The organism is Falsiroseomonas frigidaquae (genome assembly GCF_012163145.1).
GTDB classification, from domain to species: Bacteria; Pseudomonadota; Alphaproteobacteria; order Acetobacterales; family Acetobacteraceae; genus Falsiroseomonas; species Falsiroseomonas frigidaquae.
This window is the reverse complement of record NZ_JAAVTX010000001.1, coordinates 40,802-54,995: the sequence shown is the minus strand read 5'-3', so window position 1 is coordinate 54,995 and position 14,194 is coordinate 40,802. Positions and strand designations below refer to the sequence as shown.

General features: G+C 70.0%; 13 protein-coding genes and 1 tRNA gene. 8 read left to right on the top strand and 6 right to left on the bottom strand.

Going from position 1 to position 14,194, the window contains the following annotated elements; genetic code table 11:
- Positions 1-48: 48 nt before the first annotated feature.
- A complete protein-coding gene (locus HB662_RS00240; RefSeq protein WP_168046008.1) occupies positions 49-858 on the top strand; it encodes an aspartate dehydrogenase in 810 nt (269 codons plus the stop codon).
- A gap of 120 nt (positions 859-978) precedes the next feature.
- Here the strand turns inward: HB662_RS00240 and HB662_RS00235 are convergent, their stop codons facing one another.
- The 5 genes from HB662_RS00235 to HB662_RS00215 all read right to left on the bottom strand — a co-directional run bounded on the left by HB662_RS00235 (position 979) and on the right by HB662_RS00215 (position 4,236).
- A complete protein-coding gene (locus HB662_RS00235) occupies positions 979-1,659 on the bottom strand; it encodes a zinc metallopeptidase (RefSeq protein ID WP_168046006.1) in 681 nt (226 codons plus the stop codon).
- A 12-nt stretch (positions 1,660-1,671) separates the two neighbouring features.
- Positions 1,672-2,457, bottom strand: a complete 786-nt coding sequence (locus tag HB662_RS00230) for an SDR family NAD(P)-dependent oxidoreductase (RefSeq protein WP_168046004.1) — start codon at positions 2,455-2,457, stop codon at positions 1,672-1,674.
- Between the two features lie 31 nt (positions 2,458-2,488).
- Positions 2,489-2,561 (bottom strand) — tRNA-His (locus HB662_RS00225).
- A gap of 62 nt (positions 2,562-2,623) precedes the next feature.
- The gene (locus HB662_RS00220; protein WP_168046002.1) at positions 2,624-3,040 is read right to left on the bottom strand and encodes a cytidine deaminase; all 417 of its coding nucleotides are present in this window, start codon (positions 3,038-3,040) and stop codon (positions 2,624-2,626) included.
- Between the two features lie 2 nt (positions 3,041-3,042).
- Positions 3,043-4,236, bottom strand: coding sequence for an aminotransferase (locus HB662_RS00215; RefSeq protein WP_168046000.1), 1,194 nt, complete (start codon positions 4,234-4,236; stop codon positions 3,043-3,045).
- Between the two features lie 355 nt (positions 4,237-4,591).
- Between HB662_RS00215 and HB662_RS00210 the strand changes: the two genes are divergently transcribed.
- From HB662_RS00210 to HB662_RS00200, 3 genes are all read left to right on the top strand, one after another.
- A complete protein-coding gene (locus HB662_RS00210; protein WP_168045998.1) occupies positions 4,592-4,930 on the top strand; it encodes a P-II family nitrogen regulator in 339 nt (112 codons plus the stop codon).
- Between the two features lie 208 nt (positions 4,931-5,138).
- Complete coding sequence (glnA, locus tag HB662_RS00205) at positions 5,139-6,578, top strand: type I glutamate--ammonia ligase (protein WP_168045996.1); 1,440 nt, start codon at positions 5,139-5,141, stop codon at positions 6,576-6,578.
- 263 nt (positions 6,579-6,841) lie between these two features.
- The gene (locus HB662_RS00200) at positions 6,842-9,211 is read left to right on the top strand and encodes an ATP-binding protein (RefSeq protein ID WP_168045994.1); all 2,370 of its coding nucleotides are present in this window, start codon (positions 6,842-6,844) and stop codon (positions 9,209-9,211) included.
- On the opposite strand, the gene HB662_RS00195 is transcribed toward HB662_RS00200, so the two are convergent.
- Positions 9,202-10,635 carry an amidohydrolase family protein gene (locus HB662_RS00195; RefSeq protein ID WP_168045992.1) on the bottom strand — a complete coding sequence of 478 codons (1,434 nt, stop codon included), beginning with the start codon at positions 10,633-10,635 and terminating at the stop codon, positions 9,202-9,204. The genes HB662_RS00200 and HB662_RS00195 overlap by 10 nt on opposite strands.
- Before the next feature lie 121 nt (positions 10,636-10,756).
- Between HB662_RS00195 and HB662_RS00190 the strand changes: the two genes are divergently transcribed.
- From HB662_RS00190 to HB662_RS00175, 4 genes are all read left to right on the top strand, one after another.
- Positions 10,757-11,380 (top strand): glutathione S-transferase family protein, encoded by a 624-nt coding sequence (locus HB662_RS00190; RefSeq protein WP_168045989.1) that lies wholly within the window; start codon positions 10,757-10,759, stop codon positions 11,378-11,380.
- 22 nt (positions 11,381-11,402) lie between these two features.
- Positions 11,403-11,978 (top strand): histidine phosphatase family protein, encoded by a 576-nt coding sequence (locus HB662_RS00185; protein WP_168045987.1) that lies wholly within the window; start codon positions 11,403-11,405, stop codon positions 11,976-11,978.
- 8 nt (positions 11,979-11,986) lie between these two features.
- Positions 11,987-12,874, top strand: a complete 888-nt coding sequence (locus tag HB662_RS00180; RefSeq protein WP_168045985.1) for an amidohydrolase family protein — start codon at positions 11,987-11,989, stop codon at positions 12,872-12,874.
- A gap of 134 nt (positions 12,875-13,008) precedes the next feature.
- Positions 13,009-14,184, top strand: coding sequence for a sensor histidine kinase (locus HB662_RS00175; RefSeq protein ID WP_168045983.1), 1,176 nt, complete (start codon positions 13,009-13,011; stop codon positions 14,182-14,184).
- The last annotated feature ends 10 nt before the right edge of the window (positions 14,185-14,194 follow it).

Here is a 14,194-nt window from a genome sequence, read left to right as displayed (position 1 = left end):
GGTCTTGCTGTAGCCCCGAGCCGGGATCGCAAAGCTTGGGGGCCGCACATGGCACGTGAACTGACCGTCGCAATCGCTGGCCTCGGCGCCATCGGCCTGCACCTGGCCCGCGCGCTGGATGCGGGGGTGGAGGGGCTGCGCCTGGTGGCCGTCGCGGCGCGGGACCAGGACAAGGCGCGCGCCAACTTGGCCGGCTTCCGCACCCCGCCGGCGCTGGTGTCCCTGGCGGAACTGGCGCAGGCCGATGTGGTGGTGGAGGCCGCGCCGGCGGCGATCTTCGAGCAGGTCGCCGTGGCCGCGATCGAGGCCGGGCGCATCTTCGTGCCGTCCTCCTGCGGTGCGCTGCTGCCGCGCATGCATCTGGTGGCGCGGGCGCGGGAAACCGGCGCACGCATCATCGTGCCGACTGGCGCGCTGCTCGGGCTGGATGCGGTGCGGGCCGCGGCGGAAGGGGAGGTGAGCTCCGTCACCATCGAGACGCGCAAGCCGCCGCGTGGCTTGGTGGGCGCGCCCTATCTGGACCAGCACGGCATCGACGTGGCGGCGATCACCACGCCGACCCTGATCTTCAAGGGCAACGCCTTCGACGCGGCCCAGGGCTTCCCGGCCAATGTGAATGTGGCCGCCGCGCTCGCCCTGGCAGGCATCGGGCCGGAGCGGACGACGGTGCAGATCTGGGCGGATACCACCGTGACCCGCAACACCCACACGATTCGCGTGGAGGCGGCCAGTGCGCGCCTGACCATGACCATCGAGAACGTGCCGAGCGAGGAGAACCCCCGCACCGGCAAGATCACCCCGCTGTCGATCCTGGCCTGCCTGCGCGGCCTGACCAGCACGTTGAAGGTGGGCAGCTGAGGGCAACCATTTCCGCGCGACCTGCGGCCAGCCCAGCTGGCCGAGGCGGCGAACGGCGCCCGCCGCCTATGCGGCGAGCCAAGCGGCCGGAGGCCGCGCCCGGCGCCTGAGGGCCATGATTTACGGCCGGAACCAGCGCACCGCGTTGATCAGCGTCATCAGCCCCGCCGCCACATAGGTCAGTGCCGCGGCGCGCAGCACGCGGCGGGCCTTGGGCAGGTCGGCGGCGGCCAGGTAGCCGCCGCGCTCCAGCACCGGCAGCGCCTTGCCGAAGCTCGCATCCATCTCCACCGGCAGCGTCACCGCATGCACCGCCAGCCGCCCGGCGAAGAGCAGCACCACCAAGGCGAGTTGGAACGCCAGCAGGGCAGGCGACCGCACCGCGATGAAGACCAGCGGCATCGACAGCAGCAGAAGCTGCCCGATGCGGTCGAGCGGCGCGATCGCCTGGATCAGCGCCATGCGCCGGCGGAAGCCCGGCTCCCCCCGCGCATGCTGCACGGCGTGCGAGACCTCATGCGCCGCCACCGCCACCGCGGCGATGGAGCGGCCGGCGAAATGCGGCGGCGTCAGGCGCACCACGCCGGCGCCGGGGTCGTAGTGGTCGCCGGCTTCCGATTCCTCCACCTGCACATGGCGCAGATCGGCCTCATCCAGCAGGTGGCGGGCCAACTCCCCGCCGGTGCCGGGCAGGTCGCCCCGCTCCGCCTGCGCCACATGCAGCACATGCCGCACCCAGAGCTGCGGCCCGAAGATCAGGGCCAGCAGCAGGATGCCGCCGAGGATGACGAGGATGGCCATGCGGGCAGGATATCAGACGACGGGGCTGCGCCCGCCATCGACGTTGATGGCCGTGCCGGTGACGTAGCCGCCCTGGTCGGAGGCGAGGAAGGTGGCCATGGCGGCGAATTCCTCGGCCTTGCCGATGCGGCCCATCGGCACCGCCTTGCCCTGCTCCGCCTTCCAGTCTTCCCAGGAGATGCCGCGCGGGTCGGCGGCGTGGCGGCGCACCCATTGGTCGCTCTCGATGATGCCGACCAGCATGCCGTTCACCAGGATGCCGTGCGGTGCGCCCTCGCCGGCCAGGATCTTGGTCAGCGCCATGCCCGCGGCGCGGGAGACGGCGGTGGGGGCGCCGCCGGCCGCCGGCGCCTTGGCGCCGATGTTCAGCACATTGATGATGCGGCCCCAGCCGCGCGCCTGCATGCCGGGCCAGACGGCGCGGGTCAGGCGGATGGCGGCGAACAGCTTCAGGTCGAGATCGGCCTGCCACAGCGCGTCATCCACCTCCATGAAGGGGCCGCGCTGGCTGGTGCCGGCATTGTTCACCAGGATGTCGACCGGGCCGAGCTCTGACGCGGCCTGTGCCGCGGCGCGGGCGCAGCCCTCGGCGGTGCCGACATCGGCGGCGATGGCGGCGACCCGGGCGCCCTGGAATTTCCCCGTGATCCGCGCCTTGGCGGCTTCCAGCGCTTCCGCGCCGCGGGCGACCAGCGCCACGGCGGCGCCCGATTCGACATAGCTCTCGGCAATCGCAAGGCCGAGGCCCTTGGACCCCCCGGTGATCAGGGCGGTGTGGCCATCGAGGCGGATCTGCATGTGGTTGTTTTCCTGGACGTGTGGGCGAATGGGCGATCGACGGGGCTCGAACCCGCGACATCCAAGACCACAACCTGGCGCTCTACCAGCTGAGCTACGACCGCCACACGCCACTTTCCGGGCAACCGCCCGGGCGGCGGGTGATACGGCGAGGCGGGTGGTCGCGTCAACCGGGGGGATGGGTCTTGGCGAGATCGGCGGCGCCGAAAGCCTCCGGCAACAGGGCAGCGAGGGTGGTTTCGCGGGCCGTGCCATCCGCGGCACGCATCACCACCCGCAGCCCGCCATCCGGGGAGAATTCGGCAAGCACCTGGCGGCAGATGCCGCAGGGCGAAAGCGCCACCCCGGCGGGGCCCGCGATAGCGATCGCCCGGAACCGCCGATGGCCGGCGGCGATGGCGGTGCCGACCGCCACGCGCTCGGCGCAGATGGTGGCGCCGTAGCTGGCGTTCTCGACGTTGCAGCCCGGCTGGATGCTGCCGTCCTCGCACAGCAGCGCGGCACCCACCCGGAAGCCGGAATAGGGCGCATGCGCCCGGGCGCGGGCCACCTCCGCCGCGTCCAGCAGGGCGGCCGGGTCCATGGTCAGCCGGCGGCCACGCGGGCTTCGCCGGTCCTGCTGGCCAGCCAGGTCTCCATTCGCGCCAGCGCCTCATCCAGCACCGCATCGCCCTTGCAGAAGGCGAAGCGGGCATAGTGGCTGGGGGCATCGGCGGAGGCGTAGAAGGCCGTCACGGGGATGGCGGTGACCTTCGCCTCCACCGTCAGGGTGCGGCAGAAGGCTACGTCGTCACCGTTGAAGCCGAGCGGGCGGAAGTCGGTGGTGATGAAGTAGCTGCCCTGGGTCGGCAGCACGCCGAAGCCGAGTCGCGCCAGCCCCGCCGCCAGCCGGTCCCGCTTCGCCTGCAGGCTGGTGGACAGGCCCTCGAAGTAGGAATCCGGCTTGGCCAGGCCCACCGCGATGCCCCGTTGCAGGTTGGGCGGGGTGGTGAAGGTCAGGTTCTGGTGCGCCTTGGTGACGTTGCCGGCCAGGCTGCGGTCGCAGGTGACATAGCCGATCTTCCAGCCGGTCAGGCTGAAGGTCTTGCCCGCGGAGCCGATTCGCATGCAGCGCTCGCGCATCCGCGGCAGGGTCATCAGCGGGATGTGCTTCCAGCCGTCGAAGGTGAGGTGTTCGTACACCTCGTCGCAGATCGCGTAGCAGTCGTGCCGCTCGATCAAGTCGGCAATGAAAGCGAGCTCGGCGCTGGTAAAAACCTTGCCGGTGGGGTTCATCGGGGTGTTGAGCAGCACCGCCTTGGTCTTCGGCCCGAAGGCCGCGGCCAGTTCGGCGCGCGGCAGTTCCCATTTCGGCGGGGTCAGGCGCACCAGCTTGGGGATCGCGCCCAGCAGCTTCACCACCGGCAGGTAGGTGTCGTAGAGCGGCTCGATCAGCACGCATTCATCGCCGGGGTTCAGCACCGCCATCAGGCAGGCGGTGATCGCCTCCGTCGCGCCGGAGGTGACGATGACCTCGGCATTCGGGTCCACCTCCAGCCCGTAGAAGCGGCGGTTATGGGCGGCGACGGCCTGGCGGAGGTCCGGGTGGCCGGACATCGGCGGATATTGGTTGCGGCCATCCTTCAGCGCGGCGGCCGCGGCCTCGATCACATCCTCCGGCCCGTCATAATCCGGGAAGCCCTGGCCGAGGTTGATGGCGCCGTGTTCGGTGGCGAGTGCCGACATCACCGTGAAGATGGTGGTCCCGGTGGCGGAGAGCAGGTCGTTCTGGGGCTTCACGGAGGGGTCTCTCGGGGGGGCTGGCGGCGCAGGGTCGAAGCGCGTTGGGGATGATGGGGGGCGACGGAGGAAGGCGCAACATGGTCGGATTGCGCTGCCTGTTTTATGTGCGCTCTGCCTGTGATATGATCGTTTCGAGTGCTGGCCGTGCCAGAATCCGCGCCCTGCGCCGTTGCCCCGATGGCACGCGCCATGCAACACGGGGATCGGCGCTTGGGTTGGTAGTCAGGGCGTTGGCCTGACTGCCCGCCAGGATCAGGCAACCGGCTGGACCGGTTGCGGTTCGTGGCACCAGGCCGGGGGGAATCAGCGCTTGCGTCGGGCCATCCGGCCGGCATGCGGAGCGACGGAGCCGATGAAGAAGATCGAGGCGATCATCAAGCCCTTCAAACTCGATGAGGTGAAGGACGCGTTGCACGAGATCGGCCTGCAAGGGCTGACCGTGGTGGAGGCGAAGGGGTTCGGACGGCAGAAGGGCCATACCGAGCTGTACCGCGGCGCCGAATACGTCGTGGACTTCCTGCCGAAGGTGAAGATCGAGGTGGTCTGCCCCGATGAGTTGATGGAACGCGCGATCGAGGCGATCACCGCCGCGGCCCGCACCGGGCGCATCGGCGATGGCAAGATCTTCGTCAGCGACGTCCAGGAAGTGATCCGCATCCGCACCGGCGAACGGGGCGACGACGCGGTGTGATATCCGATCCGCCGGGCCCCAGGGTTTCAAGACCCCCGGGCATGGCGGGTAAAGACGGGCCGGACCGGCGATCGCGCCGGGGAAGGCTGGCCGGATGGCCGCGGCGCCCCCTTGTGGGGGTGGCGGCACCATCCGGGCGCGTGGCGGGGGCCGGTCCCCGTCGCGCGGCAATGGGACCGGGACGAACAAAGGCACAGGACCGCACACGATGGCGAAGAAGCCGGCAGCCGGGGGCAGCAACGCCGCCGTCTCCAAGGTCATGGAAATGATCAAGGAGCACAGCGTCGAATACGTCGATTTCCGTTTCACCGACCCGCGCGGCAAGTGGCAGCACACCGCGCAGCACGTCTCCACGATCGATGAGGACGTGTTCGCCGACGGCATCATGTTCGATGGCTCCTCGATCGCCGGCTGGAAGGCGATCAACGAGTCCGACATGATCCTGATGCCGGACCCGGCGACGGCGGTGATGGATCCCTTCGCGGCCAAGCCGCAGATGATCCTGTTCTGCGACATCGTGGAGCCTTCCACGGGCCAGATGTACTCGCGCGACCCGCGCAGCACGGCGAAGCGCGCCGAGGCCTACCTGAAGTCCACCGGCATCGGTGACACGGCGTTCTTCGGCCCGGAGGCCGAGTTCTTCGTGTTCGACAACGTGAAGTTCGGCACCGGCGGCAACTACGGCATCTACCAGCTCGACAGCATCGAGGGTCCGGGCGCCAGCCTGAAGGACTACCCCGAGGGCAACATGGGCCACCGCCCGGTGGTCAAGGGCGGCTACTTCCCGGTCGCGCCGGTGGACAGCGAGGGCGACCTGCGCGCCGAGATGCTGTCGACCATGGGCGAGATGGGCCTGGCGATCGAGAAGCATCACCACGAGGTGGCGCAGTCCCAGCATGAGCTCGGCACCAAGTTCGGCCCGATGGTCATGCAGGCCGACCACATGCAGATCTACAAGTACTGCGTGCACAACGTGGCCCACAGCTACGGCAAGACCGCGACCTTCATGCCGAAGCCGATCTACGGCGACAACGGCAGCGGCATGCATGTGCACCAGTCGATCTGGAAGGCCGGCAAGCCGATGTTCGCGGGCAACGGCTATGCCGACCTGTCCGAGATGGCGCTGTACTACATCGGCGGCATCATCAAGCACGCCAAGGCGCTGAATGCCTTCACCAACCCGACCACCAATTCCTACAAGCGCCTGATCCCGGGCTTCGAGGCCCCCGTGCTGCTGGCCTATTCGGCCCGCAACCGGTCCGCTTCCTGCCGCATCCCGTATGCGACGAGCCCGAAGGCCAAGCGCGTCGAGGTCCGCTTCCCGGATCCGGGTGCGAACCCCTACCTCGCCTTCTCCGCCATGCTGATGGCTGGCCTCGATGGCATCAAGAACAAGATCCATCCGGGCGATGCCATGGACAAGGACCTGTACGACCTGCCGCCGGAGGAGCTGAAGGGCATCCCGACCGTGTGCGGGTCGCTGCGTGAGGCGCTCGGTGCGCTCGCCGCCGACCACGAGTTCCTGCTGGCCGGCGACGTCTTCACCAAGGACCAGATCGAGAGCTATATCGAGCTGAAGTGGAGCGAAGTGTACAAGTTCGAGCACACGCCGCACCCGGTCGAGTTCGAGATGTACTACTCCGTCTGACCCGACCCGGTCGGCCGGCGGCACCCTTGCGGGGGCCGCCGGCCGATCGGCAGGCTAGGCGCCTGCGAATCGTTTCAAGGGCCGGATTGCTGCAGCCATGCAGCGATCCGGCCCTTTTTTTGTTCCGAGCCCGCATCTCTGCGTCCCTTCGATCACGGTCAGGCTAATTTGCCTTACCTGTCGCCACCACGGTTCACCTCTGCGCGTGAGAGTGCTGAATAGGTGATCGATTGGATGCATCGGAGGTCAAAGCGCAACTCGTGGTGGAAACGGCTCGCGACTCCACTCTCATCCTGGGCCAGGCGCTGGCGCGCATCGGTCGTCTCGCGCGCATCTGCCTTGGCGTCGAGGAGGCCGGGATTACCCTCGGCAGCGAGTCGGTGACCGAGGCGGGCGCCACCTCCGGCTTCCAGCAGATCTGGCCCCTGCATGGCCGCGACGGCCATCTGCTCGGAACCCTCTGGCTGCGCGACGCGGCGCCGCGGGAGCCATTTTCCGCTTCCGAGCATGCCCTGCTGGAGGATCTCGCGGCCACGGCGGTGGCGGCGCTGGAGCATCAGCAGGACATCGCGGCCCTGGCGCTGCGCGAGCGGCTGCTGCGGCTGGTGGTGGATGCGCCGAGCTTCTCGCTGGCCGTCGACAGGGCCATGGCGGAACTGCGCGCCGCGACCGACTCGATGCTGTGCCTGTTCTTCCGGCTGGGTCCGGATGGCAGGCACATGCACCTCGTCGCCGGCCAGGCCAGCACGCCGGAGCTGACGGCGGCGTATCTCGATCATCTGCGGCGGATCGATGTGCGGGTGGACAATTCGCTGTGCGGCAAGGTGGCGGCCAGCGGCGAGCAGTGCGTGGTGCCGCGGGTCGACGAATCGATCCGGCGGCAATACCCGGCGATCAGCCTGTCCGTCGAGCAGCGCATCGTCTCGCAGATCGTCACGCCGCTCTCGCTTGGGGAGGCCCGCTACGCCTTCAGCGTCGGATTCGGCCCCGGCCCACGGGTCCTGCCGGCGCTGGCCGAGATGCTGATGGGGCTGGGCAGCGCGCTGCGACCGCTGCTGCGGCGACTGCTGGATGCGGAGCAGATCGCGCTGAACGAGCAGCGCTTCCGCCTTGTGGCCGGCGCGACGGCCGAGATCGTCTGGGACTGGGACCTCGACACCGGGCAGGTCTGGTGGAGCGAGGAGATGACCCGCCAGTTCGGGCATGTGGTGCCGGAGCCGCTGCCGGGGCTGGGCTGGTGGTCCCGGCTGGTGGTGCCGGAGGAGCGGGAGGCCGTCACCGCTTCCCGCAAGGCGGCGATCGCGGATACCGAACCCTGGCAGGCCGAATACCGCTTCCGCAAGGCGGATGGCAGCATCGCGCTGGTCTCCGACCGCGGCTTCCTGCTCCGCGATGCGGATGGGGTGGGCCTGCGCATGGTCGGCAGCATGGTGGACATCACCCGCCAGCGCGCGCTGGAAGAACAGCTGCGCCAGGCGCAGCGGCTGGATGCGCTGGGCAATCTGACCGGCGGCGTGGCGCATGATTTCAACAATTTGCTCGCCGTCATCATCGGCAATGCGGAGCTGATGATGGAGGAACTGGCGCTGGACGACGCCTCCCGCAGCAATCTCGAGATCATCCTGGCGGCGGCGGAGCGCGGCGCGGACCTCACCGGGCGGCTGCTGGCCTTCGCCCGGCTGCACCCGCTGGCGCCGAAGGTGGTCGACGTGAACCGTCTGCTCCGCAACATGGAGGATCTGCTGCGCCGCCTGATCGGCCCGCCGGTCGAGGTCGCCTTCTCGCTCAGCCGGGGCGAGGCGCCGGCGGTGATCGACGGGGCGCAGCTTGAGAATGCGGTGCTGAACCTGTGCATCAATGCGCGGGACGCCATGCCGCTGGGCGGCCGGCTGCGGATCGCGACTGCCTGCCTCGACCGCGCGGCGCTGGCGGAAGCCGGGCTGGACGTGCCGCCGGGCGACTACGTCGTCATCACCGTCACCGATACCGGGGCGGGGATGCCGCCCGAGGTCGCCTCCCGCGCCTTCGAGCCGTTCTTCACCACCAAAGCCTTCGGCAAGGGCAGCGGGCTCGGCCTCAGCATGGTGTTCGGTTTCGTCAGCCAGTCCCGCGGCCATGTCCGCATCGCCACCGAGCCGGGCAGGGGCACCGCGGTGACCCTGTACCTGCCGCGCTCCGAGCAGGCGCCGGAGGTGGTGGAGCCGGAGGCGCCGACGGTGCTGGCCTCCGGCCGGGGACGGGTGCTGCTGGTGGAGGATGATGCATCCTTGCGCCGCACCGCGACGGCGCAGCTGCAGCGGCTGGGCTACGAGGTGCTGCCGGCGGCGAACGGCGAGGCGGCGCTGGAGGTGCTGCAGCGGGATGCGTCGGTTGACCTGCTGTTCACCGACATCGTCATGCCGGGCCGGCTGAACGGCCACCAGCTGGCCCGCCGGGCCGCCGCGCTGCGGCCCGCGCTGCGGGTGCTGTTCACCTCCGGCTACCAGGCCAATGCGGCGCCGGAACCGGGCGACCTGGATTGCGGCTTCCTGCTGCTGCCGAAGCCGTATCGCCTGGCCGAACTGGCGGATGCCGTCCGGCAATTGCTGGACACGGCGCCATCCCGGTCCCGGATCGGGCAGGATCAGCCGTAGCGCGTGGCGCCCCAGAAGCCGGGGGGCGTCGCCGTCATGTGCTGGAGCCCGGTGCGCGCGAGGGCGAGGCCGATCTCCCGCGTCGCCGCCTCCATCACCGCCTCCTCCTCCACATCCCGCACGACGCGGCCCTGCATCACCACGCGGCCGCCGACCAGAACGGTGTCCACATCCGAGCCGACGGCGAAGCAGACCAGGCGGTACAGCGGCATGTCGCCGGGCCACAGATGCGGCTTGTGCAGGTCCACCAGCGTGATGTCGGCGCGCTTGCCGGCCTCCAGGCTGCCGATCTCGTCCTGCAGGCCCAGCGCCTTCGCGGCATCGCAGGTGATCATCTCCAGCGCCTTGCCGGGCGGCAGCACCTTGGCATCGCGGAAATGCCGGCGGTGGTAGTGCATCGCCTGGGTCATGTGGCGGAACATGTCGAAGCTGCGATCCGGCGCGGTGCCGTCGGAGCAGATGGCGACGGTGGCGCCGGCGTCCATCAGCTCGATCGCCGGGCAGCGGCCGATGATGGACATATTGGCGGAGGGGTTGTGCGCCACCCTTGTGCCGGTCTCCGCGATGCTGCGGATCTCGTCCTCCGCCAGGTCGATGCAGTGCGACAGCAGCGCGTCCGGGCCCAGGATGCCCTGCTCCATGGCGTCACGCACCGTGCCGCCCTTGTGGCCATCCTGCGTGAAGCCGACACCGCGGGCGCGGGACAGGGCGCGCACCTGCTTCGCCACCTCCGGGTAGATCGCAGCCGTCTCCGGCGTCACGCCATGCCGGCCGGGGTAGCCGACCGGCGCGCAGAGCATGATGCGCGTCAGGCCATCACCCGCGCCATGCAGCCGGTCGATCAGCGTGGCGCAGACATCGAGCTGGTCCTGCAGCCCGATCTCCCGCTCCCGGTTCGTCGCGCCATCCCATTCCAGGAAGCGGTTCGGGTAGGGCGGCGGGGAGACGCCGGGGCAGAGCACGCTGCGGATGCCGATACGGCGATAGCCTTTGGCATGCGCCTCGGCATGCGCGGCATCGTCGGTGCGGGAGCCATAGGCGCCGAAGATGGACAGGCCGGTGGTGACGCCGGCCTTCAGCCGTTCCAGCGCCGCCAGCGCGCCATCGGCGCCCCAGAATTCGGGCGTGGCGCCGCGCGGGTAGATGGCTTCCACCGACTCCGTCCAGCGCGCGCCATCGCCGCCGCCCAGCGTCTTCACCAGCGTGTGCCCGGCATGGGCATGGGCATCGATCAGCCCGGGCAGCACCGCCTTGCCGGCGGCGTCGATCTCCGCCGTGCCCGGATGCGCGGCGCGCAGCTCGGCGGTGCTGCCGATGGCGGCGATGCGCCCGTCCTGCACCAGCACCGCGCCGTCCTCGATGACGCGGCGCGCGGGGTCCATGGTGACCACCAGGCCGTTCGCGATCAGCAGCTTCTCCGCCATGGGGCTTTCTCCTCCGAGCTGTTGGGCCCGTTCAGGTTTCCACGTGGGCGAGGTGAGGCCAAGGGGGTGACGCCTTCCCCGGGCTGTGCGTAGTCTCCCCCGTCATCCGGAGACCGCGTCCATGAAGCTGTACTACTCCCCAGGCGCCTGCTCGCTCGGCATCCACGTGATCCTCGAGGAGATCGGCAAGCCGTATGAGCTGTCGCCGGTGGCGCTGAAGGATGGCGCGCAGCACAAGCCGGAATTCTTGGCGGTGAACCCGAAGTCGAAGGTGCCGGCGCTCGACCGGGGCGATGGCCGGGTGCTGACGGAATTCCCGGTCATTGCCTGGTGGCTCGGCAAGTCGAACCCCGAGGCCGGCCTGATGCCGACGGATTTCGAGGCCGAGACCCGCTGCCTGGAAATGCTGGACTATGTCTGCGGCACCATCCACCCGCAGGGCTTCACCCGCCAGTTCCGCGCCGCCAACTTCACCCCGCGGGAGGAGGACCAGCCCAAGGTTGTGGAACAGGGCAAGGCGCTGGCCGCCAAGTACTTCGAAACGCTGGAGAAGAACTGGACCGGCGGCACCTATGTGCTGGCCTCGGGCTATTCCGTGGCGGATGCGGCGCTGTTCTTCGTTGAATACTGGGCGACGCGGCGCTCGGGCATGACGTTGCCCTCGCACCTGGCGAAGCACCTGGACGCCATGCTGGCCCGCCCGGCCGTGCAGCGCGCCCTGCAGCAGGAAGGTCTGCCGGCTTAAGGCCGGCGGATACCCCCGCGCCATGACGCTGCACCCCACCCCCTTCTGGTTCCTGCGCCATGGCGAGACGGACTGGAACGCCCAGGGCCTGTCCCAGGGCCGCACGGACATCCCGCTGAACCATGTCGGCCGGGCGCAGGCGGAACGCGCCGCCCGCACCCTGGCGCCGGTTCCAATCGCCAGCATCGTAGCTTCCCCCCTGCTGCGGGCCCGGCATACGGCGGAGGTCGCGGCGGCCACGCTTGGCCTGCCGGTGAGCCTGGACGAGGACCTGGCGGAGGTGAATTTCGGCAGCCAGGAAGGGCTGCCGATGGGCGATTGGTACGATGACTGGATCGCCGGCGACTATACGCCGGATGGCGCGGAAAGCTTCGCCGTGCTGCGCGAACGGGCGGTGCGCGCTGTGAACCGCGCCATCGCGCTGCCCGGGCCGGTGCTGGTGGTGGCGCATGGCGCGCTGTTCCGTGCGCTGCGCCAGGCGGCGGGGCTGGAGGCGAATGTCCGCACGCCCAACGCCCTGCCTTTGTGGATGGAGCCGCCGGCGGCGGAGGCCACCGCATGGCGCATCACCCCGGCGCTGCTGGCGCCGGAGGACTGACGCCCCGCATGGCCAAACCGCCGCGCATCGCCGGGCCGGTGGCGCTGCCGCGCCGGCCGCGCATCGCGCCGCCGCCTGGGGCGGTGGATGCGCATGCGCATCTGTTCGGGCCGGAGGCGCGCTTCCCCTATGCCGAGGGCCGCGGCTACACGCCGCCCGACGCGCCGGTGGAGGCGTATCTGGCGTTGCTGGATCGCCTCGGCCTGGCGCGCGGCCTGCTGGTGCAGGGCAACGCGCATGGCTTCGACAATGCCGTGCTGCTGGATGCGCTGGAACGCGCGCCCGACCGGCTGCGGGCCATCGCCATCACCGATACGCGGATCGCCCCGGAGACGCTGCGCGACTGGCACCGCCTCGGCATGCGCGGACTGCGCTTCCATGAACACATGGCGCCGCCCGGCTATGTCCGCGGCGTGGGGCTGGAGGCGCTGCCGCATTTCCGCGGCGTGATGCGCGACCTCGGCTGGGTGGTGCAGGTGTTCTGCGACCATCGCCGCCTGCCGGCCATTGCCGCCGATCTCGCCGCCATCGCGGAGGAGATGCCGGTGGTGATCGACCACATGCTGGCGGTGCCGGCGGCGCAGGGCATTGCCGATCCCGGCTTCCAGGCGCTGCTGCGGCTGGTGGGGGAGGGGCTGGCGCATGTGAAGCTCTCCGGCGCCTATCGACTGTCCGACCGCTTCCCCGACTACCCGGATGCGCGGCCCTTCCATGACGCGCTGCTGGCCGCCAATCCGGAACGGCTGCTGTGGGGGACCGACTGGCCGCACACCTCGATCCCGGCCGCGATCATGCCGGATGATGGGGCGCTGCTCGACCTGTTCCAGGACTGGACCCCCCGCGCCGAGGATCGCGCGCGCATCCTGGTTGAGACGCCATCCCGGCTGTTCTGGTAGCGTCTGTTACAAAGTCGCGGGAACCGTTGCGCCGCCGCGGCTTGCCCCACGGCACGCCGGCATGGGAAGGAACAGCACGCAGCGCAACATCGGGTTGTGCTACGGGATCGATTCGAAATCATCATGGGTTGCAGATGATGTCGGCCGGCATACGGACCGAAGGCGGCGGTGAACTCTACACCCGCCTGCGCCAGCAGCAGCTGATCTCGGCCTTCGGGCGGGAGGCGCTGCGCGGCCAGGGGCTGAAGGAGCTGTTGCAGGAGGCCTCGCGGATCGCCGCCGAGGGGCTGGGGACCAGCCTGGCCAAGGTGCTGCAGCACATCCCGGCGGAGGGCGCGCTGAAGATCGTCGCCGGCGTCGGTTGGCGCTCCGATGTGATCGGCGTGGTGCGCTTCGGCACGGATCTCGAATCCCCCGCCGGCTTCGCGCTGCGGACCGGTGCGCCGGTGATCTCCAACCACCTGGGCGGGGAAGGGCGCTTCCGCACGCCCCGGCTGATGGTGGAGCACGGCGTCCGCCGCGCCGTGAACGTGCTGATCCGCGGCGAGGCCGGCGCGCCGCCCTTCGGCGTGCTGGAGGTAGACAGCCGCGACCCCTCCGAGGATTTTTCCGAAAGCGACGTGGATTTCCTCCAGGCGTTGGCCAATGTCGTCGGCCTGGCGATCGACCGGGACCGTGACCGCCGCGACCGCGACCTGCTGACGCGGGAGGCGCATCACCGGGTCAAGAACAGCCTGCAGATCGCCCAGACCCTTCTGCGCCTGCAACTGCGTGAGGTCGAGGACCCGGAGGCGCGGCTGCAGCTGGAACAGGCAGCGCGGCGCATCATGACCATCGGCGCGGTGCATGAACGCCTGTTCTCGGGCCCGGCCATCGGCCAGGTCTCGGTCGGCACCTATCTCCGCGGGCTGGTGGAGGATCTGCGCAATTCGCTCGGCGTCGGCGAGGGCGGCCGGCCGCTGGAGCTGGAGCTGACCGCCCTGGGCGAGATGGCCGTCTGGGACGGGGATCGTGTGACCACGCTCGGCCTGGTGGTGACGGAGCTGGTGACCAACGCGTTCAAATATGGCCGGGGCGGCGTGCTGATCCGCCTGGACATCGCGGCACTCGACGGGACCGGGACGCTGGTGGTCGAGGATGGCGGGGAGGGACCGCCGGAGGGCTATGACCAGGTGCGAGGCCGCGGCCTGGGCATGCGGATCCTGGCGACGCTGCTGCGCGGTGGCGCGCTGGTGCCGGAATGGCCGGATGGCGGGCGGTTCCGCTTCGTCGCCACGCTGCCGCCTGCGGTTTCCGCCCCCTCCAGCTGATCAACCCGCC

Bases quoted from the DNA above. Each gene is read 5' to 3' on its own strand.
- HB662_RS00240 (WP_168046008.1), top strand. From the start codon at position 49: ATGGCACGTGAACTGACCGTCGCAATCGCTGGCCTCGGCGCCATCGGC.
- HB662_RS00235 (WP_168046006.1), bottom strand. From the start codon at position 1,659: ATGGCCATCCTCGTCATCCTCGGCGGCATCCTGCTGCTGGCCCTGATC.
- HB662_RS00230 (WP_168046004.1), bottom strand. From the start codon at position 2,457: ATGCAGATCCGCCTCGATGGCCACACCGCCCTGATCACCGGGGGGTCC.
- HB662_RS00220 (WP_168046002.1), bottom strand. From the start codon at position 3,040: ATGGACCCGGCCGCCCTGCTGGACGCGGCGGAGGTGGCCCGCGCCCGG.
- HB662_RS00210 (WP_168045998.1), top strand. From the start codon at position 4,592: ATGAAGAAGATCGAGGCGATCATCAAGCCCTTCAAACTCGATGAGGTG.
- glnA (WP_168045996.1), top strand. From the start codon at position 5,139: ATGGCGAAGAAGCCGGCAGCCGGGGGCAGCAACGCCGCCGTCTCCAAG.
- HB662_RS00195 (WP_168045992.1), bottom strand. From the start codon at position 10,635: ATGGCGGAGAAGCTGCTGATCGCGAACGGCCTGGTGGTCACCATGGAC.
- HB662_RS00190 (WP_168045989.1), top strand. From the start codon at position 10,757: ATGAAGCTGTACTACTCCCCAGGCGCCTGCTCGCTCGGCATCCACGTG.
- HB662_RS00185 (WP_168045987.1), top strand. From the start codon at position 11,403: ATGACGCTGCACCCCACCCCCTTCTGGTTCCTGCGCCATGGCGAGACG.
- HB662_RS00180 (WP_168045985.1), top strand. From the start codon at position 11,987: ATGGCCAAACCGCCGCGCATCGCCGGGCCGGTGGCGCTGCCGCGCCGG.
- HB662_RS00175 (WP_168045983.1), top strand. From the start codon at position 13,009: ATGATGTCGGCCGGCATACGGACCGAAGGCGGCGGTGAACTCTACACC.